Consider the following 26,530-nt stretch of genomic DNA (forward strand, 5'->3'; position numbering starts at 1 on the left):
CTCACGCTCCAATGCCGATGAAGGCGAAGATCGGGCCGATCGAGACGATGCCCATGTACCAGCTGAGCAGGGTCGCGAGCGTCCCCAGGGCCAGCAGCCACACCGGGTAGCGGTAGCCGTGCAGGACGTCGCGCTGACGGAACCAGCCGACGTACATGAAGATCGTCATGCCGATCGGGAGGATCAGACCGTTGAAGCCGCCGACGAAGACCAGGATGGCCGCGGGCGCCGCACCGATCAGCAGGTAGAGGACGAGGGAGACCAGGATGAAGGCGACCGTCGCGACCTGCAGCGGCCACCCCGATCCCAGCTTCTTGGAGAAGGTCGAGATGAAGGTGGCCGAGGTGTACGCGGCGCCGATGACCGACGTGATCGCCGCGGCCCAGAAGATCGCACCGAAGATACGGATGCCCGCGTCGCCGAGCACGGCGCCGAAGGCCTGACCGGCCGGGTTGGCCGCCTGGCTCGAGAAGTCGAGGGTGACACCGGAGGCCACGACGCCGAGGATCGCCAGGAAGAGTACGTAGCGCATGATCCCGGTGACGAGGATGCCGCTCATCGAGGCACGGTGGACGGCCGGCACGTGCTCGGCGCCGACCAGGCCGGAGTCGAGGTAGCGGTGGGCTCCCGCGTAGGTGATGTAGCCGCCGACGGTGCCGCCCACGATCGTGGTGATGGTCGCGAAGTTGAGGGTGTCGGGCGCGAAGGTCTGGCGCAGCGCGTCGCCGACAGGAGGCTGCGACGCGATCGCGACGAAGAGGGTGAGGCCGATCATCAGCAGGCCGAGTGCGAGCACGACCACGTCGACGACGCGGCCGGCCCGCTTGTACATGAAGATGCCGATCGCGAGCAGCGCCGAGAGCAGTCCGCCGACCTTCGGGTCGAGGCCCAGCAGCGCGTTCAGGCCCAGGCCGGCGCCGGCGATGTTGCCGATGTTGAACGCCAAGCCGCCGATCACGATCAGCGTCGCGAGCACGTGTCCCGAGAACGGCACCGCCTCGTTGGCCAGGTCCCCGGCCCGCTTGCCCGAGACGGTGATCAGGCGCCACACGTTCATCTGCAGCGCGAAGTCGATCAGGATCGAGGCCAGGATCGCGAACGCGAACGCCGCACCGAGCTGGGCGGTGAACGTCGCGGTCTGGGTGATGAAACCGGGGCCGATGGCCGAGGTGGCCATCAGGAAGATGGCGCCGAGGATCGGTCCTCGGCGGGAGCGGGCGAAGCTCTTCGCACGCTCGGCGCTGGTCGTGTCAGTCATGGGGGACTCCTGCCATCTGCGGGCCATGTGGTCGGGGCCACATTCTTTGTGTAGTACAGGATGACATCGATTGTTCAACAATGATAGTCGGGTCCGTTAAAATCGTGTTTCGATTGTCCGCGGATGCGACTCCCCTAGGATGCGGTCATGCCCGATGTCGAGGACACCCTGACGAACGCCCTGCGCCGGCGGATCATCGACGGCGAGTTCGCGCCCGGCACCCGGCTGTCGGAGATCTCCCTCGCCGAGAAGCTCGGCGTCTCGCGCAACACGCTCCGCGAGGCGTTCCGGGTGCTCGCGGAGCAGGGGCTCATCGAGCACATCCCCCACCGCGGGGTCTCGGTCGCCTCCCCCGGCGTGGCGGACGTCGTCGACATCTACCGCGCGCGCCGCTACGTCGAGCCGGCCGCCCTGGCCGCGGGCTCCCCGCTGCACCCGGCGGTGGCCGCGATGCGAGAGGCCGTGGAACTGGGCGAGACCAGCCTCGAAGCACGCGACTGGCGCACCGTCGGCACCGCCAACATGGCGTTCCACGACGCCATCGTCGCCCTCGCCGACAGCCCGCGTCTGGAGCGGCTCTTCCGCGACATCGCCGCCGAGCTGCGGCTCGCGTTCCTCGAGATCGACAACCCCGAGGCCCTGCACGCGCCGTTCGTGACACGCAACCGCTCCCTGCTCGAGACCTTCCTCGAGCAGGGAGGACCTGCGGCCGCTGAGGAGCTGCGCGACTACCTCATCCTCTCCGAGCAGACCGTGCTCGGAGCGTTCACGCGACTGCGCCGCGGCTAGGCGATAGACGCTCGACGACCTCCGGTGAGGTCAGGCGCTCTTGAGGTGCCGGAGTCGGGCCACCGCATCGGCACCAACCCGGCGGTGCGGCCCTTCGGGAAGGGTCTCGAGATGGCCCTCCAGCGCATCGACGACTGCCACAGAGACGGTCTCCGGGGCCCGCTCGATCAGTTCGATCAAGGACGTCAGGTATTCACCAGCGTCGATATCGTCCGCGATGACCTCGAGCACATCAGCGGGGATGGACGGCAGTGCCTCCATCAGCACGCCATAGGCGAAGTCCTCGACGTTCATGACAACCATGCTAGCCCTCACTGTCCACGGGGTAGGCGTTCCAGATCTCGGGTGGCTCCATATCGTCCCGCACCTGCACGCGGACGAGCTGACCGTCGACGACCCGCTCGAAGCGAATCTTGTCGCCGAGACGCGTCGGCGGACGGTCGGGGTCTGCGAGTGCGAGGTCTACCGCAGCGATGATCTGAACTGCGCTCCAGTCAGCGGGAAACTTCGACTTCCTGGGCCACTCCCGTTCGGACTCGGACGTGGCTTGGTGCCGCTCGAGGATGTGTGCGCTCATCCACGCTGAGATATGTGGGCGCTCCGACGGACGGAACGGCACAGTCGTGCCGTCCGCCATCGCCGGGTAGCTCCATCTCACGCACAGGAACGGTAGTCCGGACCACCGACATTCTCGGTCGCCCCGAGTTCAGTCGCGGTAAGCCGGTCATGCCGGCGTACGGGCGTCTCCACCTTCCCCCTCCTCACACGGAAGCAAGTGCTCGCAGCCGCGCGTCGCGCGGCCAGGCACCGGCCCAGACGAGGACGGCGGTGGCGATGGCGAAGACGGTGTTGAAGGCGGGCTGCCCGAAGACCAGGTTCACGGTGACCGCGCCGCCGAGGTAGGCGGTGATCAGGACCGTTCCCATGGCCCGGGTGGCCGGCACGTGGTACGCGACCAGCGACAGGCCGAGAACGACGCCACAGACCACCGGGAACCAGCCCGGCGCGCCGATCTTGTCGTTGAAGTCCATGACCGGCTCGACCCGCAGCAGGTGCGTCACGATGTCGAAGCCGAGGAACAGGGTGACCAGGACGGTGATGACCCAGCCGGCTCGTTGTGCGTTGGTGCTCATCTCGATCTCCTCGGAGGTGGGTGGTGATGCTCTTACCCATCCGTCGAGCGTGCACCGGCGATCTCGACATCGCCTCTCGCTATTTCTCTGCGGTCATTTCTTCAGGGCCGCGGCGGCGACCTTCAGATCGGCGACCAGGCCGTCGTACGTCGCCTGCCGCTCGTCCTCCGCCCGAAGAACGGCGGAGGGGTGGGGGGTCGCCAGGACCCAGGGGTCGAGGGTCGCCGACGCGATGGCCTCGGGCCACTCGAGGAGGTGGCCGCGGGCCTCACCGACGCGGAATGAGGAGCCGAACAGTGCCTTGCCGGCGGTGCCGCCGAGCAGGACGACGCCGGTGGGACGTACCAGAGCCAGCTCGGCGGCCAGCCACGGAGCGCAGGCGCCGACCTGCTTGCTGGTGGGCGACTGATGGATGCGGCGCTTGCCCGAGAGGCGGTGGCGGAAGTGCTTGACCACGTTCGTCGTGTACGCCGCCTCCGGATCGATCCCGGCATCAGCGAGCGCCTCGTGGAGGATGCCGCCGGCGGGGCCTACGAACGGCTCGCCCTCGCGGTCCTCCCGGTCACCCGGCTGCTCACCGAGGAGCATCAACGGAGCCGGCGTGGGCCCCTGGCCCATCACGCCCTGGGTGGTGTCGCGGTAGAGCTCGCAGCCACGGCACTTCTGCACGGCGCTGCGCAGGTCGGACAGCGTCGGTGACTCCGGCACCCACTCTGCAGCGCTCACGAGACTCACGAGCTCAGCGGGTCGTGGCCGACGTTCATCAGCCGGCGCCGCCAGTGCGCGTCGCCCGCGGTCGGCTCCCACTGGCCGGTGTCGCCACCGCGCAGGTCGGTGACCTTGTCGACCACCCGGTGCATCACGTCCACGTCGTCAGGGGTGAGATCGGAGCGGCGCTTGCCCAGGATGTCGGCCACCCGGTGACCGAGCGCACTGCCGGCCCGGTCCGGTTCGGTCTCGGTCGTCTCCCCCGCCCCCTGCACGGCGAGCCACTGCCGCAGGTCGCGCGAGGTCATGTTCACCGCACGGTGGAAGTTCTCCCAGAGCCTGTCGTCGACGATCGTCTCGGCCATGTCGTGCCTCCTTCGAGCTTGTTCACCGTCCCGGTACCCTCCCGAGCGACTGTGAACTCCCGCAGGCGCCGCACTTTCCCGCCATGGCGGGAAAGTGGCCGTGCTTCCGCGTCGGTGAGCCAGCAGATCCCCGCCATGGCGGGAAAATGCCGCGCCTCGCGTCACCCCAGGAGAGCCTGGGCCTCCGGAGAGTCGTAGAAGCTCGACAGCCGACGACGGACCAGCTGCTCGAGGACACCGGCCTCGGCGAGCGCCTCGATGACCGGCGGCCCGAAACGGAGGGCCTCCTCGATCAGGTCGTCGCGGCCCAGGCCCCACTCCTCCAGGAGCCGGTCGAGGGTGAAGCTCCCGTAGGTGTCGAAGAAGAAGTCGACCCCCGTGTCGACCAGGGCCTGCAGATACTCGGAGTCCCGGATGTCGAGCCAGACCTGGTAGAGCCCGACGAAGAGCGCGACCAGCTGCTCGTCGTCGACCAGGTCGGCGATCTCGCGCACCGGACGGGTCGCCAGCGCGTCCCAGACCTCCAGCAGCGCGTCGTGCACCTCCTCGTCGGTCACCGAGCTGGCCGCGGTGTCGGACAGATAGCCGAGGAGCGCCCCGGCTCCCCGCTCGGCGAGCTCGCGGGCGCTCTGGTCGACGGCGGCGCCGACCGGCGTACCCTTCACCGTGTCCGCCATCCGGCCCGCAACACGCTCGGCGATCGAGAAGCCGAAGGAGCCGCCCGGAAGGTTGTCGGCGAGCCGACGACCGGTGTCAACGGCCCCCCGGGCCGTGCCGCGCACCAAGGTGCCGACGCCGGCCTGGATCCCGGAGTTCTCGGCCAGGCTGCGCAGGACCTGCTGGCGCAGCGTACGCATCTCGACGAGGGCGTCGACCAGCTCGGCGATCCGCGGCCGGCTGACCACCTTGCCCAGCTGGGTGTCGTTGGCGGGGTGCGCCCTCAGTCTCGTCGCGAGCGCACCGGCGACCTCCGGGATCGCGCCCGGGAGCCGGAAGGTGCTGACGTACTTCAGCGCGACCTCCTTGATCAGGTCGCGCGGCATCACCTGATCGAGCGTCAGCTCACTGGCAGCGCGCAGCGCGAAGTCGATCTCGCCGGTGACGAGATCGAGAAAACGTACGCCACGGATCGCCGCCATCTCGTGGGCGACATGGGCGTCGAGGAGTCGTCGAGCGAGGTCCGGCTCAGTCATGGTGGACATTGTCCACGGCCGAGACCGCTCGACGACTCATTCCCACTCGATGGTGCCCGGCGGCTTCGAGGTGATGTCGACGGTGACCCGGTTGATCTCGCTCACCTCGTTGGTGATCCGGGTGGAGATGCGCTCCATGACGTCGTAGGGCAGTCGGGCCCAGTCGGCGGTCATGGCGTCCTCGGAGGTCACCGGACGGAGCACGACGGGGTGGCCGTAGGTGCGGCCGTCGCCCTGGACGCCGACCGAGCGGACGTCGGCGAGCAGCACGACCGGCATCTGCCAGATGTCGCGGTCGAGACCAGCGCGGGTCATCTCCTCGCGGGCGATCGCGTCGGCCTCGCGGAGGATGTCGAGGCGCTCCTTGGTGACCTCGCCGATGATGCGGATGCCCAGACCGGGGCCGGGGAACGGCTGGCGCTGGACGATCTCGTCGGGCAGCCCGAGCTGGGAGCCGACCGCGCGCACCTCGTCCTTGAAGAGCTCTCGCAGCGGCTCGACCAGCTCGAACTCGAGGTCCTCGGGGAGACCGCCGACGTTGTGGTGGGACTTGATGTTGGAGGTGCCGGCACCGCCACCCGACTCGACGACGTCGGGGTAGAGGGTGCCCTGGACGAGGAAGGCGACCTTCTCGTCGGAGTCACCCAGGATCTCGACCTCGGCACGCTCGAAGCAGCGGATGAACTCACGCCCGATGATCTTGCGCTTCTCCTCCGGGTCGGTGACCCCGGCGAGCGCGTCGAGGAACTCCTTCTCGGCGTCGACGATCTTCAGCTCGGCGCCGGTGGACTCGCGGAACGCCTTCTCGATCGCGACCGACTCGTTCTTCCGCATCAGGCCGTGGTCGACGTAGACGCAGGTCAGCCGGTCACCGATCGCCTTGGCGACGATGGCGGCCGCGACCGCGGAGTCGACGCCGCCGGAGAGGGCGCAGATCGCGCGGTGGTCGCCGATCTGCTGGCGGACCCGCTCGATCTGGTCCTCGGCGATGTTGCCGATCGTCCACGTCTGACGACACTGCGCTATGTCCCACAGGAAGTGCTCGAGCACCTGCTGCCCGTGCTCGGAGTGGAGCACCTCGGGGTGCCACTGCACGCCCGCCAGCTGCTTGTCGACGTTCTCGAAGGCCGCGACCGGGGTGTCCGCGGTGCTCGCGAGCACGGTGAAGCCTTCGGGCGCCTCGGAGACCGAGTCGCCGTGGGACATCCACACGTTGTGGGCCGGCGGGATGTCCTTGAGCAGGATGCCAGGCACGCCGACGGTGACGGGCGTGCGGCCGTACTCCCGGGCGCCGTTGTCATCGACGGTCCCGCCCAGACCCTGGGCCATCAGCTGGAACCCGTAGCACATCCCGAACACCGGGGTGCCCGCGGTGAACAGGCTGTTGTCGATGGCGGGAGCCCCCTCGGCGTACACGCTCGAGGGGCCGCCGGAGAGGATGATCGCCTTCGGGTTCTTGGCGAGCATCTCCTCGACCGGCATCGAGTGAGGCACGATCTCGGAGTAGACCTTCGCCTCGCGGACGCGGCGGGCGATCAGCTGCGCATACTGCGCGCCGAAGTCCACCACGAGAACCAGATCGTGCTCTTCCGCCCCAGGAGCCTGCGTCATGCACGAATCCTAACGACGGGTCGCGCCACGAGCCGAATCAGCCTTGCTCAGGCCCGACCTGCCTCCCGCGACTCAGGTCTCGACACGCGGCTCGCTTGAAAATGCACCAGGGCCCGGCCGGGGAGGGAGGTGGCCGGGCCCTGATTGCCCGAGGCATCACTGTCCCGGACTGAAGACCCGGCATGTATTAGGGAGGGAGCAATCCCGGGTCTGATCACTCCAACGAACCCTCTTAACCACGGTTACGGGTCAACTAAAAACTTCCTGCCAGAAAGTTCGTGCGCTGCCGGTGTCATTACGGCAACAGTCTGGTCACCGAACATCAACGATGGGCAGCTGCAGCGCGGCAGGCGCCGTGGCCGGCACCGCAGGGGCGGCCGGCCGGACCGGCTGTATCCGCGCGTACGCGGCGCCCAGCTCCGGACGCGGGTCGGCCTGGTCCTTGTTGGGCCAGAACGCCATCGCCCGCTCGGCCTGCGCGGTGATCGTCAGCGACGGGTTCACGCCCAGGTTGGCGGAGATCGCGGAGCCGTCGACGACGTGCAGGCCCTGGTAGCCGTAGAGCCGCTGGTAGGGGTCGATGACACCGGTCTCCACCGAGTCGCCGATCGTGCAGCCACCGATGAAGTGGGCGGTCATCGGCTTGTTGAACGGCTCGCCGATCGTGCCGCCCGCATACCCCGGCTTCTCACCCGAGCTCATCACCCCGGCCATCTTCCGCACGGCGTCGAGGCCGGCCGGGATCCAGGTCGGGTTGGGCTTGCCGTGACCCTGCCTCGACGACATCCGCCATCCGAAGATCGTGCGCTTCGGGAAGGTCGTGATCGAGTTGTCGAGCGCCTGCATGACCAGCGCGATGACGGTGCGCTCGGACCAGTGCTTGAAGTCGTAGAACGTACGCAGCGACCGCCGCTGCAGCCACATCTCCTTGAGCCAGCGCTGGAACCGCCGGGGACCACCTTCGGTGAGCACCGTCTGCATCGCCGCGATCGCGTTGCTGCCGTGCCCGTAGCGGACCGGCTCGATGTGCGTGTGCTCGTCGGGGTGCCACGAGGAGGTGATCGCCACGCCCTCGGTGTAGTCGATGGCCGTGTCGGGCGCGATCGCGCCGAGGATCGACTCCGAGTTGGTGCGGGTCAGCTCGCCGAGACGGTCGGAGATCTGCGGCAGGTCGCCGGTGCGCTTGAGCTTGTGGAGCAGCTTCTGGGTGCCGAGCGAGGCCGCCGAGAAGATCACCTGGTCGGCGGTGAACCGCTTCGTCCGGCCCAGCCCCAGCTTGGCCTTGGTGGAACGGGTCTCGACGACGTACCCGGTTCCGGTCTTGGCGGGGTAGACGCGGGTCACCGTGGTCAGCGGGTGCACCTCGGCGCCGTTCTTCTCGGCCAGGTAGAGGTAGTTCTTGACCAGGGTGTTCTTCGCGTTGTGGCGACAGCCGGTCATGCACTCGCCGCAGTTCGTGCACGTACGCCGGTCGGGGCCCTCCCCTCCGAAGTAGGGGTCCGCGACCTCCTGCCCTTCCACCTGGCCAGGGCCTCCGAAGAAGACGCCGACCGGCGCCTTGTGGAAGGTGTCACCGCGCCCGGCCTCGGCCGCGACCTTCTGCATGACCTCGTCGGCGGGGGTCAGGTGCGGGTAGAGGGTGACGCCGAGCATCCGCTTGGCCTGCTCGTAGTAGGGAGCGAGCTCGTCCTTCCAGTCGGTGATGTGGCTCCAGGAAGGGTCCTCGTAGAACGGGTCGAGCGGCTCGTAGAGGGTGTTGGCGTAGACCAGCGACCCGCCGCCGACCCCGGCACCGGCCATGATCACGGCGTCCTTGACCATGTCGATGCGCTGGATGCCGTAGCAGCCGATCGCCGGCGCCCAGAGGTACTTGCGCAGGTCGAAGGAGGTGGTGGGCAGCTCGTCGTCGCTGAACCGGCGACCGGCCTCGATCACCCCGACCTTGTAGCCCTTCTCGGTCAGCCGCAGCGCGGAGACCGATCCTCCGAAGCCCGACCCGACGACGAGGACGTCGTAGTGACTCCCGCTCATGCCCGGCCCAGCGACTTCAGCACGCGCAGCGAGGCGGTCATGAACTTGGCGTACGCCTGGTCGCTCATCCCGAACTGCGGGGCGAAGCGTAGGACGGCCTGAGAGGCGACCGACTGGGTCTCGGTGTAGCGCAGGATGCCCTCGACACCCTGGCGACGACCCTGGCCGGACTCGCGCATGCCGCCCATCGGGGCATCGATGCTCGCGAAGGTGGCGCCGAAGGCCTCGTTGATGTTGATCGTGCCGCACTTGATCTGGCGGGCGATGCGACGGGCGCGGGCGGTGTCGCGGCTGTAGATCGAGCCGTTGAGGCCGTACTCGCCGTCGTTGGCGCGCTCGATCGCCTCCTCCTCGCTGTGGAAGCGGTAGATCGAGACGACCGGGCCGAAGGTCTCGTTGCCGAAGCAGGTCATCTCCGGGGTGACGCCCTCGAGGATGGTCGGCTCGAAGAAGAACGGCGCCAGGTCGGGGCGGGCCTTGCCGCCGGTGAGCACCCGCGCACCCTTGGAGACGGCGTCCTCGACGTGGGCGGTCGCGGTGTCGACCTGGGCCTGCGAGATCAGCGTGCCCATGTCGTTCTCCCACCCGAGGGTGGCGCCGAGGGTCATCGCCTGGGTGCGGGCGACGAAGCGCTCCACGAACCGGTCGTAGACCTGGTCGTCGACGAAGAGCCGCTCGACGCTCACGCACAGCTGGCCGGAGTTGGAGAAGACCGCGCGGGTCGCGCCCTCGGCCGCCTTCTCGATGTCGGCGTCCTTCAGGATCAGCATCGGGTTCTTGCCGCCGAGCTCGAGGCTGGCGCCGATCAGGCGCTCCGCGGCCTGCTTGGCGACGATCTTGCCGGTGTTGGTCGAGCCGGTGAAGCAGACGTAGTCGGCGCGCTGGATGATGCTGGTGCCGACCTTCGACCCCGGGCCGGAGACCACGGTCCACAGGTTCTCCGGGAGCCCGGCCTCCTCCAGCAGCTCGGCACCGAGGAGCGCGCTGAGCATGGTCTGGGAGTCGGGCTTGATGACCACCGCGTTGCCGGCGGCGATCGCGGCCAGGCCGTCGCACAGCGCCATCGTGAACGGGTAGTTCCAGGGGCTGATGATCCCGACGACGCCCTTCGGCACGTGGTTGAGCTCGACCCGGGTGAGCACCGGGATGACGCCGAGCTTGCGCTCGGTGTCGAGGATCTTGCTGCTCCTGCGCCCGTAGTAGCGGGCGGTCAGCGCGATGTGCAGCGGCTCGTCGAAGGCGTGCTTCCGGGCCTTGCCCGACTCGAGCACGATCAGGTCGAGGATCTCGTCCTGCCGGTCGAGGACGAGGTCGTGCAGCCTCATCAGGATGCGCTCACGCTCAGCGACCGGCGTCGCCGCCCACTTCTCCTGCGCCACCCAGGCCTTGGCGAAGGCGCCGGCGACATCGTCGTCGCTCGACTGCGGGATGTGCGCCAGCGGCGCCCCGTTGAGCGGACTGATGACCTCTCGGCTCTCCCCCGTCGTCGCCACGATGCGGCCGGTCAGGCGGGAGACGTAGTCAGGCTCGAGGGCCAGGGACGCCATGGCGTCGTGCTCGGGATCGAGCGGGCCCTCGACGATCGGGCCGCCGGAAGAAGTCGGGTTGGATGCGCTCATGTACCGAGAGTATGTGACGGGCGTCTCGGAAGCCAGACAGTCGTCCCACTAACTCACGATACGAACGTCCGCGGCCCACCACAGATAGTCGTGCTGCTCGGCCGGAAGGTCGATCACGACGCGGTCCAGGGGCAATCGATCGAGCGCGTGCACGGTGCACTCCTCCGCCGGCGTGGCCCGGTAGAGATAGGCGTCCAACGGCCATTTCGTACGCAGCCACTCATCCAGCCGCTCGGCGACCGACGCGCCGAGCCCGGGCTCACGGTCCTGGCGGAGCCAGTAGCTCACCCGGGCGGTGGAGCCACCTGCGTACCGGAGCAGGGTCTGGGCGTCGGCCCCCATCGCCTCCAGGTAGGGGAACAGGGGCTGCACGTAGAGGCAGCCGAGCGAGGAGGTGCCCGCGGGGTCGAGGAAGAGATAGGTGAAGGCGCGTTTTGCCTGGTGGTCGGACCAGTGCCGGATCACCAGCGGCAGGTTGTCCTCGGTGCCGAAACCCTCCAGCGGCCACCGGCCACAGCTGTGGTCGCGGATAACGTCCGGGCTGGCCAGGTAGGCCTCGGTGTCCAGGTCGAGCAGCTCGGGCCGGAGCGGGGCGAGCACGAAGTCTTCGGTGGCCAGCGGCTCGGGGGGATCTGCGACCAGGAACATGGCGTCAGAGTGCTACGTCAACCGCTTGGTCCGCCACGGCAATTCGGCTCGCCTTGAATCGATCTCGACCCGCGGATGCGGCTTCGCAAGCTCAGCCGCACGCTCGCTCGATCTCTTCGCGTTGCGACCCTGCTCCTTCGTCGCAGGGTCGCAGGCTCAGACCTCGACCTCGTGCCGGGCGCGGTCGGCCTCCTCGTCGGTGACCTGGAGCTGGGAGCGGCGCTCGGCCTCGATGCGGCGCAGGTAGTGGTCGACCTCCTCCTTGGCGCGCTGCTCGTCCCAGCCGAGCTCGTCGGCCATGATCTTGGCGACCGCCGGGGCAGCGCGTACGCCGCGGTCGAAGGTCTCCATCGAGATCCTGGTGCGGCGCTCGAGCACGTCGTCGAGGTGGCGGGCGCCCTCGTGGGTGACGGCGTAGACGACCTCGGCGGCGAGGTAGTCGTCGGCCCCCTCCAACGGCAGCGCGAGCGGGCGGCGCTGCTGGATGAGGTCGAGGACGTCGTCGATCAGGCCGCCGTGACGGCCGAGGAGGTGGTCGATGCGGGCGACGTGCAGGCCGGACCGACGAGCGAGCAGAACGCGCTGGTTGGAGCGGGTCTCGAAGCCCTCGGCCCCGACGAGCCGCACCTTGTCGGTGATCGAGTCGCGCAGGGTCATGTTGGTGGTGGTGCCGAGCGAGTGGGCCGCGGCGTCGACGGCGTCCTTGGCCATCACCCGGTAGGTCGTCAGCTTGCCGCCGGCGATCAGCACCAGGCCCGGCAGCGGCGTGACCACGGTGTGCTCGCGGCTGAGACCCGCCGTCTGGTCGGACTCGCCGGTGAGGAGCGGGCGGAGCCCGGCGTACACGCCCTCGACGTCCTCGAGATCGAGCGGCTCGCGCAGGATCGCGTTGACGTGCTCCAGGACGTACTCGATGTCGGTCTTGGAGGCCGCCGGGTGGGCGAGGTCGTAGGTCCAGGGGGTGTCGGTGGTGCCGATGATCCAGTGGCGGCCCCACGGGATCACGAAGAGGACCGACTTCTCGGTGCGGACTATGAAGCCCGACTCGGAGCGGATCCGGTCGCGCGGGACGACGAGGTGGATGCCCTTGGACGCCTTGACGTGCAGGGCACCGCGGCCGCCCACCATCGCCTGGATGTCGTCGGTCCACACGCCGGCGGCGTTGACGACGGTCTTGGCGCGGATGACCAGATCCTGGTCGTGCTCGAGGTCGCGGGCACGGACGCCGACGACCCGCTCACCCTCGCGCAGGAACCCGGTCACCTGGACCCGGGTCGCGATGTGGGCGCCGTGGGAGGCGGCGGTGCGCGCGATCGTCATCACCAGGCGGGCGTCGTCGACCTGGGCGTCGTAGTACTGGATCGCGCCGGTGATCGCGTCGGTGTTGAAGTCGGGGGCGATCCTGGCAACGCCCCGGCGGGTCAGGTGGCGGTGGCGCGGGAGGCCGGAGTTGCCGAGCCCGGAGAGCGGGCCGAAGCTCGCCATCCCGTCGTAGAGCGCGAGGCCCGCGCCGATGTAGGCGCGCTCCCAGACCGGGTTGGTCAGGGGATACAGGAACGGCACCGGCCGGACCAGGTGCGGGGCCAGGGTGTTGAGCAGCAGGCCGCGCTCCTGGAGCGCCTCGCGGACCAGCTCGAAGTCGAGCATCTCGAGGTAGCGGAGCCCGCCGTGGACGAGCTTCGAGCTGCGCGAGCTCGTTCCGGAGGCCAGGTCGCGCTGCTCCACCAGGCCCGTGCTAAGGCCTCTGGTGACGGCGTCCAGCGCCACGCCGGCGCCGGTCACACCTCCGCCGACGACGAGTACGTCGAGCTCGGTCTCTCCCGCCGCACCGACCATCGTGCCGATCGCGAGATCGCGGCTCTGTGGACTCAGTGCCCCAGTACGAGTCATACGTTCGAAGTTAACTCACCACGCCGAATTGTCACTTCTGGCGCGCGAGAAATTCACCGGCGCCGGCCGATAAGTCACGCAGCCGTCACAGACGGGCGGCGCCGACCAGGGTGGCGAGGCGATCTGAAGCCATCGGCTCCTCGACCACGACCATCTTGTCGCCGTCGGCGTGGATCATCGGGCGGGTGCCATCTGGGTCGGGAGACGCCGTGGCGATGGCGACATGCATGACCCGCCCGTCCGGGCGCGCGAAGAAGTAGAGGTCGCCGGCGGTGACGTCGTCGAGGTCGATCGGATCGAGCTCGGCGGCCTGGTCGCGGGCGTCCCGCGGCAGACGTACGCCGATGGCCTCTGCGGCTCGGAAGACCAGCCCCGAGCAGTCGATGCCGGCCTCGGTGGTGCCGCCCCAGACATAGGGGACACCGAGGTAGGTGCGTGCCTTGGCGAGCAGGGTGTCCACGGGTATGGCGAGGGCGCTCGTCGGCAGCCAGCCGGGATAGCCGCGCTCGTCCTTCGAGGAGGCGTGGGCGGGGACCACGACGTACGCCCACTCCCCCTGCGTCTTCAGGACGACGACCTCCTCACCGGGGACGACCTCGGTCTCGTGCTCGGCGTCGGGCGCGGGCTCGGCGACGACGAAGGTGGGCTGGTTGACGGTGGTCATGGGAGGACTCCTTCGATGCCGAGGCCGTCGGCCTGGGGGAAGAGGATGCGGGGGCCGTCGTAGCCGACGCCACCTTCATAGGGGCTGGTCCTCGCCCACCAGCCCGCGTCGAGATCCTGCTCGCCGGGGATGCCCGTCGCGGCGACCAGGGCTGCCGCTGCGCCGATGCCGAGGTGCGACTCCATCATGCAGCCGACGAGCCGCCCGAGGCCGTGGCGCCCGGCGACCTCCAGCAGCTCGATCGCGGGCGTGATCCCACCGCACTTGGCCAGCTTGACGTTGACCGCATCGGCCGCTTCGGCGCGGATGACGTCGACGAGGTCCTCGAGGTCGAAGACCGACTCGTCAGCGAGGATCTTGTAGGGCTGGTGACGACGGACGTACGCCATCGCCTCCAGGTCCCGCCGGGCCACCGGCTGCTCGACGAACTCGAGCTCGACGCCCTGGTCGGCCAGGGTCGTCAGCACCATCACCGCCTCGTCCGCGCGCCAGCCGGTGTTGGCGTCGAGACGGAGTACGCAGCCCGGGGCCGCCTCGCGCACCGCGAGCACGCGCTCGGCGTCGCCTGCCGCGTCCGTTCCGACCTTGATCTTGAGTGTCGTGAAGCCGTCTCGGGCTCGCGCGGCCGCGGCCTCTGCGAGGTCGACGGGGGTGCCTACGGAGAGGGTGATGTCGGTGAGCAGGCTCGTTGGAATACCCGGTTCACCGGGTACTCCTGCACTTCTCAGGTGTTGCATTGCCCGAGAAGTGCAGGAAACACCTGAGCGGCGTGACGCATGGGACTTGAGGTGCTCGACTATCGAGACTCCGGCCCGCCGGGCAACGAGGTCGTGCAGCGCGATGTCGGCGGCCATCTTGGCCGACCGGTTCCCGATGACCGCCCCCTGGATCAGCCCGGCGGACGAAAGATCGGCGGCGGCACCGACCAGCGCATCCGAGATCGGCCCCTCCAGCGCCGCGACGGACCCGGCGAGCGAGTCTCCGGTGACCCTCCAGACCTGCGGCGCCTCACCCCACCCGACGCACCCGTCGGAGTCCTCGACGGTGACCACGACCGTCTCCGCGAACTCCGTACGCCGCAGCGCGGTCACGAACGGGGTGTGCAGCGGCACCCGCACACGCCGGGTGCGCACCGCCGCGACCCGAGGCACCGTCACAGGGTCGACCACAGATAGCGAGCGACCTCGCTGATCCGGAACTCCGACTCGTCGTCGTCCAGGCCGGTCGTGAGGACGACCATGACCTGAGGTTCGCCCTGAGCAGGCCGGATGATCGCCATGTCGTGGCGTACGCCGTCGACCCAGCCGGTCTTGTTGCCGACCACCGCATCCTCGGGCACCCCGAGCGGGATCGCGTCGCGATACTGCTGAGCGACCAGGATGCCCTCGAGCTCGGCGGTCGACTCGGGCGACAGCAGCCGGCCGGAGGCGAGCTTGGTGAGCAGCTTGCCCATGTCGTTGGCGGTCACCAGGTTCTGCAGCCCGGCCTCGCGCGCGGGCGCGTCCTCGATCCCCCGCGCGACCGTCGTCATCGGCGTCACCCCGGCATCCGCGAGCACCGCGGCGACCTCCTCGAGCCCGACCCGCTCGAGCACCAGGTTGACGGCCAGGTTGCCGGAGACGGTCAGGGAGCGGCGTACGAGATCACCCAGCGGCAGCGCGGAACCGACCGCTTCCCAGGTCTCGGGATCCTGGTCCTCGGCCGGATCCATCTCGAACCGCGCCCCGGTGGCCGCGGAGTCGAAGTCGGGATGCACCGCGATCGGCTCGTCGAGCGACAGCAGCCCGCGATCGCGCAGCCGATAGGCCGCGATCGCCACGGGCACCTTCATCAGGCTCGCCGCGTAGTGCTGCTGGTTGACGTTCTGTGCCTGCGTCGGGATGCCGTCGAGGCCACTGAGCCAGGTCGAGACCAAAGATTCCACGCCTCGAGGCTAGTCGGTCCGGTCGAGCTCCTGCCGGACACGGTTCACGTCGTCGATCCAGGCGTCGACGTCCGAGGCGCGCGTGGCGTACTCCTCGGCCACGTCGGGCTCGAGCGAGATCCAGAACTGCGAGCTCTGCCCGGCATCCCAGACGGCGTCGGCGACCTCCTCGGCGGTGAGCGCGCCCTCGGCCGTCCGGAAACCCGGGAGTCCGGAGGAGCGCTCGAGCATGGCCGTCTTCACGCTGCGCGCGACGATCGCCTGAGCGACGATGCCCTGATGCCGGTAGGTGGCGGCGAGCCACTCGGCGAAGGCGATCTCGGCGTGCTCGGTGGCCGCGTAGGAGGGGGAGCCGAGCAGGGTGAGGAGGCCCGCGGAGGAGGAGGTGACCACGAACCGACCGGCACCTCGGGCGACCCAGTCCGGCAGCAGCAGCCGCGCTGCGCGTACGTGGGCGAGGACGTTGACCTCGTAGGAGGTCAACCAGGCGTGGTCGGAGGCCTCGAGGCCGCGGCCGCGCTCGACCCCCGCGTTGCCGTACCAGGCGTCGATCTTGCCGAGCTCCTCCCGGGCAGCATCCACGAGTGCCGCGGTGCCGGCGGCGGAGGCGGCGTCGCCGGGGACCGCAAGGGCACCGATCGAGTCGGCCACCGAGCAGAGCTCGGCGTCGTCGATGTCGGCCACGACGACGCGACACCCTTCCGCGGCGAACCGCGTGGCCAGGGCTCTCCCGATCCCTCGGGCTGCTCCGGTCACAACTACCCCGCTCCCGGGTGCGAGTACGTTCACGGACCGACCACCTCCAGTGGCATTTGGGTTGGCTGACCACTGTACCGAGGTCGATCCGTGAACGTGTGACTACCTACTGATCAGTACGGATCACTCCGCCCAACTCATTCGGGGAGCCCGGACGAGGGCGGGGCGTCCGAGGCGGCGCTGTCGTCCTCCTCGATGGGCGCGTCGCCGATGTCGGTGACCAGCACCGGCGTGAGCGGCTCGGAGGCACCGTTCTTGATCTCGACCACGCTCACCCCGGAGATGCCCATGTGGGAGTCCTCGGAGAAGCGGAACGGCGCCAGCCCGGGTCCTTCGAAGGAGGCGCCCTCCTTCTCGATCGTCTCCACGATCGACTCGCGGGTGAGGTCCTTGCCGTTGGCCTGCAGCGCCTGGACGAAGGTGTAGGCCTGCGACATGCCGTAGATCCGGTAGTTGGTCAGCTTCTCCGTGCCCTTCTTGGAGTAGGAGTCCCAGACCTTCTGCCAGAGCTTGACCCACTCGTCGTCAGGAGCGTCGACGCCGGGGATGTACTCGGTGGTCATCATCCCGTCCATCAGCTTCACGCCCTGCTCGGCCGGGATCTTCCCCTTGGTCATGGAGGCCAGCAGGCCGCCGACGAGCGCCGGGTCGGAGCCGACGTTCGAGTAGAACCACTTCGACTTGAAGCCGACGCCCTGGGCGGCGATCTGGCTCAGCGCCGTGTAGGAGGGGGTGTTGAAGCCGATCACCAGGTCGACGCCCTTGGACTTGAACGAGGACATCTGCGGGGAGAAGTCGGTCGACCCGCCCGGGGTGTACTTCTGCACGTCGACGATCTGGGCGTCGAGGAACTGGCGCGCGCCCTTCTCGCCGTCCTCGCCGAAGTCGTCGTCCTGCAGGAAGAGACCGACCTTGGCGTCGGGCATGTTCTCCTTGACGTACTGGCCGATGACCTTGCCCTCGACCTCGTAGTCCGGCTGCCAGCCGAACGTCATCGGCGACGCCGCCGGGTCGTCGCCCCACTGCAGCGAGCCGCTGGAGACGAACAGGTCGGGGATGCCGTCGTCGTTGAGCCGCTGCACGACCGCGCGGTGCGTGGGAGTGCCGAGGCCGGAGACCATCGCGAAGATCTCGTCCTGCAGGATCATGTCGTTGGTGACGGCGCTGGTGTTGGTCGGGTTGTAGGCGTCGTCCTTGACGACCATCTCGATCTCGCGGCCGTGAACGCCGCCGGCGTCGTTGACGTACTCATAGAACGCCTGATGCCCGGAGGGGATCTCGGAATAGCCGGGTGCGGCCGGCCCGGTCAGCGGGAAGTGCGCACCGACCTTGATGGTCGTGTCGGTGACGCCGACCGCCGTTCCGTCCTCGGAGGGCCGCTCCTTCCCCGCGCCACAGGCAGCGAGGAGGGAGGCAGTGGTGAGGACACAGACGACCTGTACGGCTCTGCGTGCAGTGTTTCTCATGTTGTCTTCTCCTTGGTTTGCCCGAGAGATGAGGTGAGAGATGAGCGCGCCAGGAACGAGCGCAGGCTGCCGACGATCCCCGCCGGAGCGAGGAGGATGACGAGCATCAGCACCAGCCCGTAGACCACCGGGGTGACCTCCGCGGCCTGGGTAGCACTGAGCCCGGCCGACTCCCCGAGATCGGTGGCGAAGTGCGGAAGAAAGGCGAGTACGCCGGCCCCGATGAGCGCTCCGGTCAGGCTGCCGAGCCCGCCCAGGACCACGGCGGCCAGCAGCGTCAGCGAGAGCGTGATCGTGAACGCGCCCGGCGCCGTGAGACGTACGTTCATGGCCATCAGCCCGCCGGCGAGCCCGGCGCACATGGCACTGACGGTGAAGGCGACGACGCGGGCGCGACCGAGGTGGATGCCGGCCAGCTCGGCGGAGACGTCGTCGTCCCGCACCGCCCGCCAGCGGCGTCCCACCCGGGACCGGCTCAGGTTGGCGAGCGCCACGAAGGTGAGCACGAGGAGCAGCCAGCCGAGGTAGGCGAGGAAGGAGTACTGGTCGATCTCGACGGCGGTGAAGAACCAGATCAGGTCCTGGATCCAGGCCGGGAGCTCGCTCGCCCGCGGCACCGGCACCTGGAGGCCCTGCTCGCCACCGAGGACGTCCCACTGGTTGGCCAGCCGGGGCACCGCGACAGCCAGGGTCAGCGTCGCGCCGGCGATGTAGGGCCCGTGCAGCCGCGCCGCCGGGACCCCGACCACCACGCCGACCACCGCGCAGACGGCGATCGCGACGAGCAGGGCGACGAAGACGTCGGCCAGCGTCTCGCCGCCGGTGCGCTCGAGCACGAGGGTGGCGGCGTACGCCCCGACGGCCATGAGCGCGCCGTGCCCGAGTGAGAGCTGGCCGGAGAGGCCGGTCAGCAGCGTCAGACCGCCGGCGGCGATGGCGAAGTAGGCCATCTCGGCGTAGCGGGTCTGCAGGTACTGGCTGGAGGTGCCGATGACCGCCATCGCCACCACGAAGGCGACCAGGGCGACGACGAGGTGGCGGGCCAGCGGCACCGACATCACCGGACGGAGGAGAGAGCGCAGACTTTCCATGGGTCAGACCCTCCTGGCCGCAGCCGCCGCGAAGAGGCCGCTGGGACGCACCAGCAGCACCACCATCAAGATCCCGAGCGCCACCAGCGGCGCCAGGTGCTCCCCGATGTAGCCGGTCACGTAGGAGAGCGAGAGCCCGAGGATCAGGCCGCCGATGACCGAGCCGAGCGGCGAGTCGAGACCGCCCAGCACGGCGGCGATGAAGCCGTAGATCACGAACGGGTCCATGAACGCCGGGTTGACCAGGTCACCGCCGGCGATGAGCATCCCGGCCACCGCGCCCACAGCGGCCGCGAGCGCCCAGCCGAGGGTCAGCATGCGGCCGACGCGTACGCCCAGGAGGCGGGAGACCTCGCCGTTGAACGCCGCCGCCCGCATCCGCAGCCCCAGGTCGGTGAAGCGGAAGAGGACGACGAGCCCGGCCATCACGACGGCGACCACGACGATCGTCAGGATGCCGAACGGGGTGATCCCGATCGAGGTGTCCCCGACCGCGATCGCGTTGGTGCTGACCGGGGCCGGGAAGCCGCGGTGCTGCACGCCGAAGGTGATCGCGGTCAGGCCGTGAAGGACCATGAACAGCCCGAGGGTCAGGATCACCGCGTTGAGCTCGGCCTTGCCCTCGACCGGGCGGATGATCACCCGCTCGATCACGGCGCCGAGCCCGAAGCCCGCGGCCAACGCGGCGACGAAGGCCACCCAGTAGGGCACGTCGGCGTTGATCAGGGACAGCGCGATGTAGGTGGTCACCATCGCCATCGCCGCCTGAGCGAAGTTGACGATCCGGGTCGAGCGCCAGATCAGGCACAGGGCCAGCGCGAACGCGGCGTAGACCGCGCCCAGGACCAGCCCACCGAGGGTGGTGTCGAGGAACTGTTGCATCGTTCGTGGCCTCCTAGAACCCGAGGTAGGCGTGGCGGAGCTGCTCGTCGGCGGCCAGCTCGGCGGCCGGCGCCGAGGCGACGACCTTGCCGAGGTTGAGCACGACGCCGTGATCAGCGATGGACAGGGCACTGCGGGCGTTCTGCTCGACCAGCACGACCGTGAGCTCCTCGGCCCGCACCAGTCCGCGGAGAAGGTCGAAGATCTGGGCGACGACCCGGGGTGCGAGCCCCAGCGAGGGCTCGTCGAGCAGGAGCACGGACGGGCGGGCCATCAGCGCGCGGCCGATGACGAGCATCTGCCGTTCACCGCCGGACAGTTGATGGGCGGTCGCGTCGCGGCGCTCGCCCAGGCGTGGGAACAGCTCGAAGACCCGCTCGATCGGCATCGGCTGCGAGCCCGTCGCGCGGTGCAGGCCGCCGAGGCGGAGGTTCTCGACGACGGTGAGCTCGGCGATGACGCCGCGCCCCTCCGGGACGTGGGAGAGGCCGTACGAGGTCAGCTTCTCGGTCGCGGTGCGGGTGATGTCCTTGCCGTCCAGCTTCACGGTGCCCTTGGTCGACCTCACCAGCCCGGAGACGGTGCGCAGCAACGTGGTCTTCCCGGCGCCGTTGGCGCCCAGGACCGCGGTGACCTGCCCTCTCGACGCGGTGAAGGTGACGCCGTTGAGCGCCTTGACGGGTCCGTACGCAGCGCTCAGGTCCTCGACGGCGAACATCAGGCCTCCTCCCCATCGGTCGAGCTTGTCGAGACCATGGCGTGGACCTCGGCGTCCTCGTCGTCGTGCTCGACCTGGTCGCCCAGGTAGGCGGCGAGGACGGCGGGGTCGTTGCGGATCTCGTCGGGCGTGCCGGCCGCGATCACGCGGCCGAAGTCGAGCACGGTGATCCGGTGGCAGACCGACATCACCAGGTCCATGTGGTGCTCGACGAGCATCACGGCGGTGCGCTCGGTCAGGCCGGTGATGATCTCGCCGAGCTCGCTCATCTCCTCGGCGCTCAGCCCGCTCGCGGGCTCGTCCAGGAGCAGCAGCTCCGGCTCGGCGACCAGGGCGCGGGCGAGCGCGACCTTCTTCCGGATCGGGTACGGCAGGCTGCCCGGGTAGCGGGCGGCGTACGACTCGATGCCGAGCTCACCGAGCACCTCGCGCGCCTTGGCCGCCAGCCGGGCGTCGTCGCGGTGACCGAGGCCGAGCAGCCCGCGCAGGAAGCCGGCACGGGCGAGGCGGTCGGCGCCGACCATGACGTTGTCGAGCACGGTCATCCGCTCGAAGAGCCCGAGCCCCTGCAGGGTCCGGGCGATGCCGTGGCCGGCCAGCTGGTGCGGGCGGAGGCCGTGGATCGTCTCGCCGCGCAGGCGGAGCTCGCCCTCGGCGGGACTCACGAAGCCGCACACGACGTTGAACAGGGTCGTCTTGCCGGCACCGTTGGGGCCGATGACGCCGAGCACCTCGTGGGGCGCGACCTCCAAGGAGACGTCCTCGAGGGCGCGTACACCACCGAATCTCACCGAGACGCCTTGGACGGCGAACAGTGGCGGGGCCTCGCCAGGGTTCTGCATCGTGCTCCCTTCGCCTGTTGTGACGGCTATCACTTTGGACTCTCTGCACAACGGGGGATATGGGCAATGCGCCCAAAATCCTTCGGGCGCTCCGTCCGAGATTCCCTGGTTCACTGGCGGATACGGCAGTGGGCATGGGACGCTCCGCACATGGGTGTGATGCGCGACACATCTCCTGACTCGGAGCTACGACCGCTGGTGGAGCGTGCCTGGGCCTCCTTGGTGAGCCAGGCCGATGCGATCGCCGACGACATCACGCTGACGCTGATCGCGATCCAGCCGGAGTGGCACCAGAACGCCGAGCCGTCGGTGCGGGCCGACCTGCGGTCGAGCACCCGGGAGCACGTCCGCCGCGGCATCCGGGCCATGGCCGGGATGACCCCGGGCGCCAATCCCGTCGACCTGTGGCGCGAGACCGGCCGGCGACGGGCACGGCAGGGCGTGCCGCTGGAGTACTGCCTCAACGCCTACACCGTCGGCACCCGGATGCTGTGGGAGGCGATGGTCCGCCAGCAGGAGGCCCTGGGCATCGACGACCGGGTGATGGTGCTCGCCGGGCGGCAGGTGTGGACCGACCTGGACGTGCAGAACTCGGTCATGTCGGGCGCCTACCGGAAGGAGGCGGCGCTGCTGCAGCGCCGCGACCTGCAGCTCCAGGGCAGGCTCCTGGACGGCCTGGCCGAGGGCCGTGGCGGTGACCCGGCCTTCGCCGCCGAGGTGCAGGACATCCTCGGGATCGCCGCCGACGAGCAGATGGCCTGCGTGGTCGCCGCGTTCGACGGCAACCGCGACTCACCGCTGCGCAACCCCGACGACCGGCTGGAGAAGGCCGACCTGATCTCGTTCTGGCATGTCCGCGGCGACCACCACTTCGGGCTGGTCCCGCTCGGGTCGCGGCCGGTCGCGGAGGCCGTCGACGACCTGGTCGAGCAGCTCGCCTGCTGCAACTCCGGTCGGGTCGGGATCGCCACCGCCGACGACCTGAGCGGCTTCGGCACCGCCTTCCAGCTCGCCACGCACACGGTGGAGACGGTGCCCCGGGGACGTACGGACATCGCGGTCGTCGACGACCGCCTCCCGCAGGTGCTCCTGACCGCCTCCCCGGCGGTCTCATCGCTGCTCGTACGCCGCACCCTCGGCCCGATCCTGGCCCAGCCGACGCACCAGTCCGACGTGCTCCTGGCGACGCTGCGCGCCCTCATCGCCCATGGCGGCTCCCCCACCCACGCCGCCGAGGACCTGATCTGCCATCGCAACACGGTCATCTACCGCATCAAGCAGATCCAGGATCTCACCGGAAAGAGCATCTCCGACCCCGGCGACCGCCTGCTCCTGGCGCTCGCTCTGATGGCCCTGGAGAAGTAGCCGAGGCGTCACCGGCGTCGGTCGAGTGGGCACCGTGGTGCCCACTCGACCGACCGGCGTGACGCCTCGGCATCAGATGTCGACCAGCGCCCCCAGACGGTCGCGATGGAGGCCGGGGAGGCCGTACGCGATCTGGTCGGCCTTGGCCCGCTTGAGGTAGAGGTGGGCGGGGTGCTCCCAGGTCATGCCGATGCCACCGTGCAGCTGCACCGCCTCCTCGGCCGCGGTGACGGCGAGGTCACCGCAGTACGCGGCGGCGACATGGGTCGCGAGCTCCGCCTCCTCGGCGTCGCCGAGAGCCAGCGCTCCGGCGGCGTAGCGCGCGGCCGCGCCGGCGCCCTCGACGCTGGTGTAGAGGTCGGCGAGCCGGTGCTTGAGCGCCTGGTAGCCGCCGACGATCCGGCCGAACTGGCGGCGCACCTTGAGGTAGTCCACCGTGGTGGTCAGGCACCACTGCGCGACCCCGACCTGCTCGGAGGCCATGAGCGCGGCCCCGGCCAGCAGACCGGAACGTACGCCGTCGGCACCGTGCTCCGCGGCCACGACCACCTCGCCTGCGGCCGGGTCGAGGCGTACGTCGGCGAGCCGGCGGGTCATGTCGAGCGAGCTCACCGGGGCGATCGTGGCCTGGTCCGCGGGGACTGCTCGGACCTCGATGCCGGCAGGTGTCGTCACCGGCACCAGGAGGGTGTCGGCCTCGAGGGCACCGGCGACCGATCGCACCTCGGTCTCGACGGCCTCCAGCGGCTGGACGGTCGTGGCGGTCAGCGGCACGACCGGCGCCGCGGTCCGCTCACCCGCGGCCAGCCCGCCCAGCAGCTCCACACCCTTCTCGGTGGGTCCCGCCAGCAGGACCGAGGTCGCGACGACCGCGCTGGTCAGGAACGGCACCGGGGCGACCGAGCGCCCCAGCTCCTCCAGGACCACGGCGGCCTCGCGGGCGGACGCGCCGGCGCCGCCGTAGGACTCCGGGATCAGCAGCCCCGCGAGCCCGAGCTCGCCGGCGATCCCCTTCCACAGGACCGGGGTGAGCGAGCTGTCGCCTTCGTACGCCTTGACGACATCGGCCGGGTCGCAGCGTTCGGCCAGGTACGACCGGACCGTGGCCCGCAGGTCGGCGTCGAGCTCGTTGTCGAGCAGTTCGACTTCGGGTCCGCTCATCGCGGGATCTCCTTCCAGGCGACGTCCTTGTCGACCCGGTGCTCCCCGGGGAGGCCGAGGACGCGCTCGGCCACGATGTTGCGCAGGATCTCCGAGGTGCCGCCCTCGATGGAGTTGCCCTTGGCGCGCAGGTAGCGGTAGACCGCGTCGCGGCCGGCGAAGTCGACGTGCTCGGGCCGGACCATCGTCCAGCCCTCCCCGTCCTCGTAGCGAAGACCCTCCTCACCACGGAGCTCGAGGTCGAGCCCGGTGAGCTGCTGGTTGATCTTGGCGAACGTCAGCTTCATCGCCGACCCCTCGGGGCCGGGCTGACCGACGGCCAGCTTCTGCCGCAGTCGTGCCCCGGTCAGCCGGGCCACCTCCGACTCGACCCAGAGCTTCAGCAGCCTGTCGCGCAGCTCGGGGGTGTGGTTGTCAGGATGCGTACGCCACGACTCGGCGACCACGCCGAGCATCCCGCCCTCGCGGGGCATGGCGGCGCCGCCGATGGCGACACGCTCGTTGTTGAGGGTGGCGTTGGCGACCTCCCAGCCCTGCCCGACCGCGCCGAGCCGGTGCGCGTCGGGGATCCGCACATCGGTCAGGAAGACCTCGTTGAACTCCGCTTCGCCGGTGATCTGGCGCAGCGGGCGCACCTCGACGCCGGGATCGTGCATGTCGCACAAGAAGTAGGTCAGACCGCGGTGCTTCGGGACGTCAGGGTCGGTGCGGGCGACCAGGATCGCGAAGTCGGCGTTGTGGGCACCCGAGGTCCACACCTTCTGCCCGTTGACGACCCACTCGTCGCCGTCGAGGACCGCCCTGGTCGCCAGTCCGGCCAGGTCGGAGCCGGCACCGGGCTCGGAGAAGAGCTGGCACCAGATCTCGTCGCCGCACCACAGCGGCTCCAGGAACCGAGCCTTCTGCTCCGGGGTGCCGTAGGCCAGGATCGTCGGCGCGGCCATGCCGAGCCCGATCCCGTTGCGCCGTGGGTTGTTGTCGGGAGCACCGGCGGCCTCGAAGAGGTCGTTCACCAGCGGCTGCAGGGCCCGGGAGACCCCGAGACCACCCTCGCCCTCGGGGAACGCGACCCAGGCCAGCCCGGCCCGGTAGCGGGCGTGCAGGAAGGCGCTCGGCTCGGTCGTCGCGACCGGGTGCGCTGCCAGGAACTCCTCGACCCGGCCTCTGATCTCCTCAGGAGTCACTGCCGGCCCTCTCGACGTGCGGCCTGCCGGCGCAGCTCGGCCTTGGCGAGGGCGTTCTTGTGCACCTCGTCGGGGCCGTCGGCGAACCGGAGCGTGCGGATGCCGGCGTAGGCCTTGGCCAGCGGGAAGTCCTGGGAGAGGCCGCCGGCGCCGTGCGCCTGGATCGCCTTGTCGAGGATCCACTGCACGGTCGCCGGGGTCGCGATCTTGATCGCCTGGATCTCGGTGTGGGCGCCCTTGTTGCCGACCGTGTCCATCAGCCAGGCGGTCTTCAGGACGAGGAGCCGCAGCTGCTCGATCCGCACCCGCGACTCGGCGATCCAGTCCCGGATCACGCCCTGCTCGGAGAGGGGCTTGCCGAAGGCGACACGGTCCTCGACCCGGGCACACATCAGCTCGATCGCCCGCTCGGCCAGACCGATGGAGCGCATGCAGTGGTGGATGCGGCCGGGTCCCAGGCGCGCCTGCGCGATCGCGAACCCCATGCCCTCGGTCCCGATGAGGTTGGCCGCCGGGACGCGTACGTCCTCGAAGACCAGCTCGGCGTGACCACCGTGGTCGTGGTCGTCGTACCCGAAGACCTCCATGCCGCGCTTGATCGTGAGACCCGGGGTGTCGCGAGGCACCAGGATCATCGACTGCTGCTTGTGGCGCTCGGCCGACGGGTCGGTCTTGCCCATCACGATGAAGATCTTGGCGTTGGGGTTCATCGCGCCGGTGATCCACCACTTGCGACCGTTGAGGACGTACTCGTCGCCGTCGGGCACGATCGAGGTCTCGATGTTGGTCGCGTCCGAGGAGGCGACGGCCGGCTCGGTCATCGCGAACGCACTGCGGATCTCACCCTCCAGCAGCGGCGAGAGCCACTCCTTCTTCTGCGCCTCGTTGCCGAAGTCGTGCAGCACCTCCATGTTGCCGGTGTCGGGCGCGGCGCAGTTGAACGCGGCCGGTGCGAGGTGGCTGCGGCCGGTGATCTCGGCCAGCGGGGCGTACTGCAGGTTGGTCAGCCCCGCCCCGCCCTCACCGGGGAGGAAGAGGTTCCACAGGCCGCGCTTGCGGGCCTCGGCGCGGATCTCGCCGAGCACGGGCACCGAGTCCCAGGCCCACTTGTCCGGCAGTGCCGCGAGCTGCTCGTCGAAGACGGCCTCGTTCGGCTCGACGTACGTCTTCTGGAAGTCCCACACCGAGGCGACGAGCTCCTCGGTCCTGGCGTCGGGTTTGAAGTCCATGCG

General features: G+C 69.6%; 26 protein-coding genes. 2 read left to right on the forward strand and 24 right to left on the reverse strand.

All coding sequences use genetic code 11. From position 1 onward, the window contains the following. Window position 1: 1 nt before the first annotated feature. A complete protein-coding gene (locus OG984_RS16085) occupies window positions 2-1,258 on the reverse strand; it encodes an NRAMP family divalent metal transporter (RefSeq protein ID WP_328527300.1) in 1,257 nt (418 codons plus the stop codon). Window positions 1,259-1,405: 147 nt separating this feature from the next. Here OG984_RS16085 and OG984_RS16090 point away from each other — a divergent pair, with 147 nt between their 5' ends. After that, window positions 1,406-2,047 carry a GntR family transcriptional regulator gene (locus tag OG984_RS16090; RefSeq protein ID WP_328527301.1) on the forward strand — a complete coding sequence of 214 codons (642 nt, stop codon included), beginning with the start codon at window positions 1,406-1,408 and terminating at the stop codon, window positions 2,045-2,047. A gap of 30 nt (window positions 2,048-2,077) precedes the next feature. On the opposite strand, the gene OG984_RS16095 is transcribed toward OG984_RS16090, so the two are convergent. The 20 genes from OG984_RS16095 to OG984_RS16190 form a co-directional block, all read right to left on the reverse strand. Further along, window positions 2,078-2,341 carry a hypothetical protein gene (locus OG984_RS16095; protein ID WP_328527302.1) on the reverse strand — a complete coding sequence of 88 codons (264 nt, stop codon included), beginning with the start codon at window positions 2,339-2,341 and terminating at the stop codon, window positions 2,078-2,080. Window positions 2,342-2,351: 10 nt separating this feature from the next. After that, window positions 2,352-2,624 carry an EndoU domain-containing protein gene (locus tag OG984_RS16100; protein ID WP_328527303.1) on the reverse strand — a complete coding sequence of 91 codons (273 nt, stop codon included), beginning with the start codon at window positions 2,622-2,624 and terminating at the stop codon, window positions 2,352-2,354. Between the two features lie 184 nt (window positions 2,625-2,808). Beyond that, entirely contained in the window at window positions 2,809-3,180 is a 372-nt protein-coding gene (locus tag OG984_RS16105; RefSeq protein WP_328527304.1) for a DoxX family protein, read from the reverse strand. Window positions 3,181-3,273: 93 nt separating this feature from the next. Further along, entirely contained in the window at window positions 3,274-3,906 is a 633-nt protein-coding gene (locus OG984_RS16110; RefSeq protein ID WP_328527305.1) for a UdgX family uracil-DNA binding protein, read from the reverse strand. Window positions 3,907-3,911: 5 nt separating this feature from the next. Next, the gene (locus OG984_RS16115; protein WP_328527306.1) at window positions 3,912-4,253 is read right to left on the reverse strand and encodes a DUF3140 domain-containing protein; all 342 of its coding nucleotides are present in this window, start codon (window positions 4,251-4,253) and stop codon (window positions 3,912-3,914) included. 161 nt (window positions 4,254-4,414) lie between these two features. Continuing rightward, entirely contained in the window at window positions 4,415-5,446 is a 1,032-nt protein-coding gene (locus tag OG984_RS16120; RefSeq protein ID WP_328527307.1) for a hypothetical protein, read from the reverse strand. A 36-nt stretch (window positions 5,447-5,482) separates the two neighbouring features. Beyond that, the gene (guaA, locus tag OG984_RS16125; protein WP_328527308.1) at window positions 5,483-7,057 is read right to left on the reverse strand and encodes a glutamine-hydrolyzing GMP synthase; all 1,575 of its coding nucleotides are present in this window, start codon (window positions 7,055-7,057) and stop codon (window positions 5,483-5,485) included. Window positions 7,058-7,369: 312 nt separating this feature from the next. Then, the gene (locus tag OG984_RS16130) at window positions 7,370-9,088 is read right to left on the reverse strand and encodes a GMC family oxidoreductase (protein ID WP_328527309.1); all 1,719 of its coding nucleotides are present in this window, start codon (window positions 9,086-9,088) and stop codon (window positions 7,370-7,372) included. Then, the gene (locus tag OG984_RS16135; protein WP_328527310.1) at window positions 9,085-10,707 is read right to left on the reverse strand and encodes a succinic semialdehyde dehydrogenase; all 1,623 of its coding nucleotides are present in this window, start codon (window positions 10,705-10,707) and stop codon (window positions 9,085-9,087) included. Before OG984_RS16135 ends, OG984_RS16130 begins: the two co-directional genes overlap by 4 nt. Before the next feature lie 48 nt (window positions 10,708-10,755). After that, a complete protein-coding gene (locus OG984_RS16140; RefSeq protein WP_328527311.1) occupies window positions 10,756-11,355 on the reverse strand; it encodes a hypothetical protein in 600 nt (199 codons plus the stop codon). 156 nt (window positions 11,356-11,511) lie between these two features. After that, window positions 11,512-13,245, reverse strand: a complete 1,734-nt coding sequence (locus OG984_RS16145; RefSeq protein ID WP_328527312.1) for a glycerol-3-phosphate dehydrogenase/oxidase — start codon at window positions 13,243-13,245, stop codon at window positions 11,512-11,514. An 85-nt stretch (window positions 13,246-13,330) separates the two neighbouring features. Beyond that, window positions 13,331-13,909: a C40 family peptidase gene (locus OG984_RS16150; protein ID WP_328527313.1), complete on the reverse strand. Its 579-nt coding sequence runs from the start codon at window positions 13,907-13,909 to the stop codon at window positions 13,331-13,333. Continuing rightward, window positions 13,906-15,060: a dipeptide epimerase gene (locus OG984_RS16155; protein ID WP_328527314.1), complete on the reverse strand. Its 1,155-nt coding sequence runs from the start codon at window positions 15,058-15,060 to the stop codon at window positions 13,906-13,908. Before OG984_RS16155 ends, OG984_RS16150 begins: the two co-directional genes overlap by 4 nt. Before the next feature lie 2 nt (window positions 15,061-15,062). Then, window positions 15,063-15,833 carry a serine hydrolase gene (locus tag OG984_RS16160; protein ID WP_328527315.1) on the reverse strand — a complete coding sequence of 257 codons (771 nt, stop codon included), beginning with the start codon at window positions 15,831-15,833 and terminating at the stop codon, window positions 15,063-15,065. A 9-nt stretch (window positions 15,834-15,842) separates the two neighbouring features. After that, window positions 15,843-16,622 (reverse strand): SDR family oxidoreductase, encoded by a 780-nt coding sequence (locus OG984_RS16165; protein WP_328527316.1) that lies wholly within the window; start codon window positions 16,620-16,622, stop codon window positions 15,843-15,845. A gap of 104 nt (window positions 16,623-16,726) precedes the next feature. Beyond that, a complete protein-coding gene (locus OG984_RS16170; protein ID WP_328527317.1) occupies window positions 16,727-18,055 on the reverse strand; it encodes an ABC transporter substrate-binding protein in 1,329 nt (442 codons plus the stop codon). Continuing rightward, window positions 18,052-19,146 (reverse strand): branched-chain amino acid ABC transporter permease, encoded by a 1,095-nt coding sequence (locus OG984_RS16175; protein WP_328527318.1) that lies wholly within the window; start codon window positions 19,144-19,146, stop codon window positions 18,052-18,054. Before OG984_RS16175 ends, OG984_RS16170 begins: the two co-directional genes overlap by 4 nt. Window positions 19,147-19,149: 3 nt before the next feature. Then, window positions 19,150-20,028, reverse strand: coding sequence for a branched-chain amino acid ABC transporter permease (locus OG984_RS16180; RefSeq protein ID WP_328527319.1), 879 nt, complete (start codon window positions 20,026-20,028; stop codon window positions 19,150-19,152). Between the two features lie 13 nt (window positions 20,029-20,041). Continuing rightward, window positions 20,042-20,746: an ABC transporter ATP-binding protein gene (locus OG984_RS16185; protein ID WP_328527320.1), complete on the reverse strand. Its 705-nt coding sequence runs from the start codon at window positions 20,744-20,746 to the stop codon at window positions 20,042-20,044. Then, the gene (locus OG984_RS16190; protein WP_328527321.1) at window positions 20,746-21,588 is read right to left on the reverse strand and encodes an ABC transporter ATP-binding protein; all 843 of its coding nucleotides are present in this window, start codon (window positions 21,586-21,588) and stop codon (window positions 20,746-20,748) included. Before OG984_RS16190 ends, OG984_RS16185 begins: the two co-directional genes overlap by 1 nt. A gap of 150 nt (window positions 21,589-21,738) precedes the next feature. Here OG984_RS16190 and OG984_RS16195 point away from each other — a divergent pair, with 150 nt between their 5' ends. Next, window positions 21,739-22,953 (forward strand): PucR family transcriptional regulator, encoded by a 1,215-nt coding sequence (locus tag OG984_RS16195; protein ID WP_328527322.1) that lies wholly within the window; start codon window positions 21,739-21,741, stop codon window positions 22,951-22,953. Window positions 22,954-23,025: 72 nt separating this feature from the next. Here the strand turns inward: OG984_RS16195 and OG984_RS16200 are convergent, their stop codons facing one another. From OG984_RS16200 to OG984_RS16210, 3 genes are read right to left on the reverse strand one after another with little or no spacing between them, the layout of a single operon-like run. Continuing rightward, window positions 23,026-24,114 (reverse strand): acyl-CoA dehydrogenase family protein, encoded by a 1,089-nt coding sequence (locus OG984_RS16200; RefSeq protein WP_328527323.1) that lies wholly within the window; start codon window positions 24,112-24,114, stop codon window positions 23,026-23,028. Continuing rightward, window positions 24,111-25,298, reverse strand: a complete 1,188-nt coding sequence (locus tag OG984_RS16205; protein WP_328527324.1) for an acyl-CoA dehydrogenase family protein — start codon at window positions 25,296-25,298, stop codon at window positions 24,111-24,113. The genes OG984_RS16200 and OG984_RS16205 overlap by 4 nt, the downstream gene beginning before the upstream one ends. Then, window positions 25,295-26,527, reverse strand: coding sequence for an acyl-CoA dehydrogenase family protein (locus tag OG984_RS16210; RefSeq protein WP_328527325.1), 1,233 nt, complete (start codon window positions 26,525-26,527; stop codon window positions 25,295-25,297). The genes OG984_RS16205 and OG984_RS16210 overlap by 4 nt, the downstream gene beginning before the upstream one ends. Window positions 26,528-26,530 lie beyond the last annotated feature (3 nt).

Origin of the sequence: Nocardioides sp. NBC_00368, from assembly GCF_036090055.1 — a bacterium.
GTDB lineage: Bacteria > Actinomycetota > Actinomycetes > Propionibacteriales > Nocardioidaceae > Nocardioides.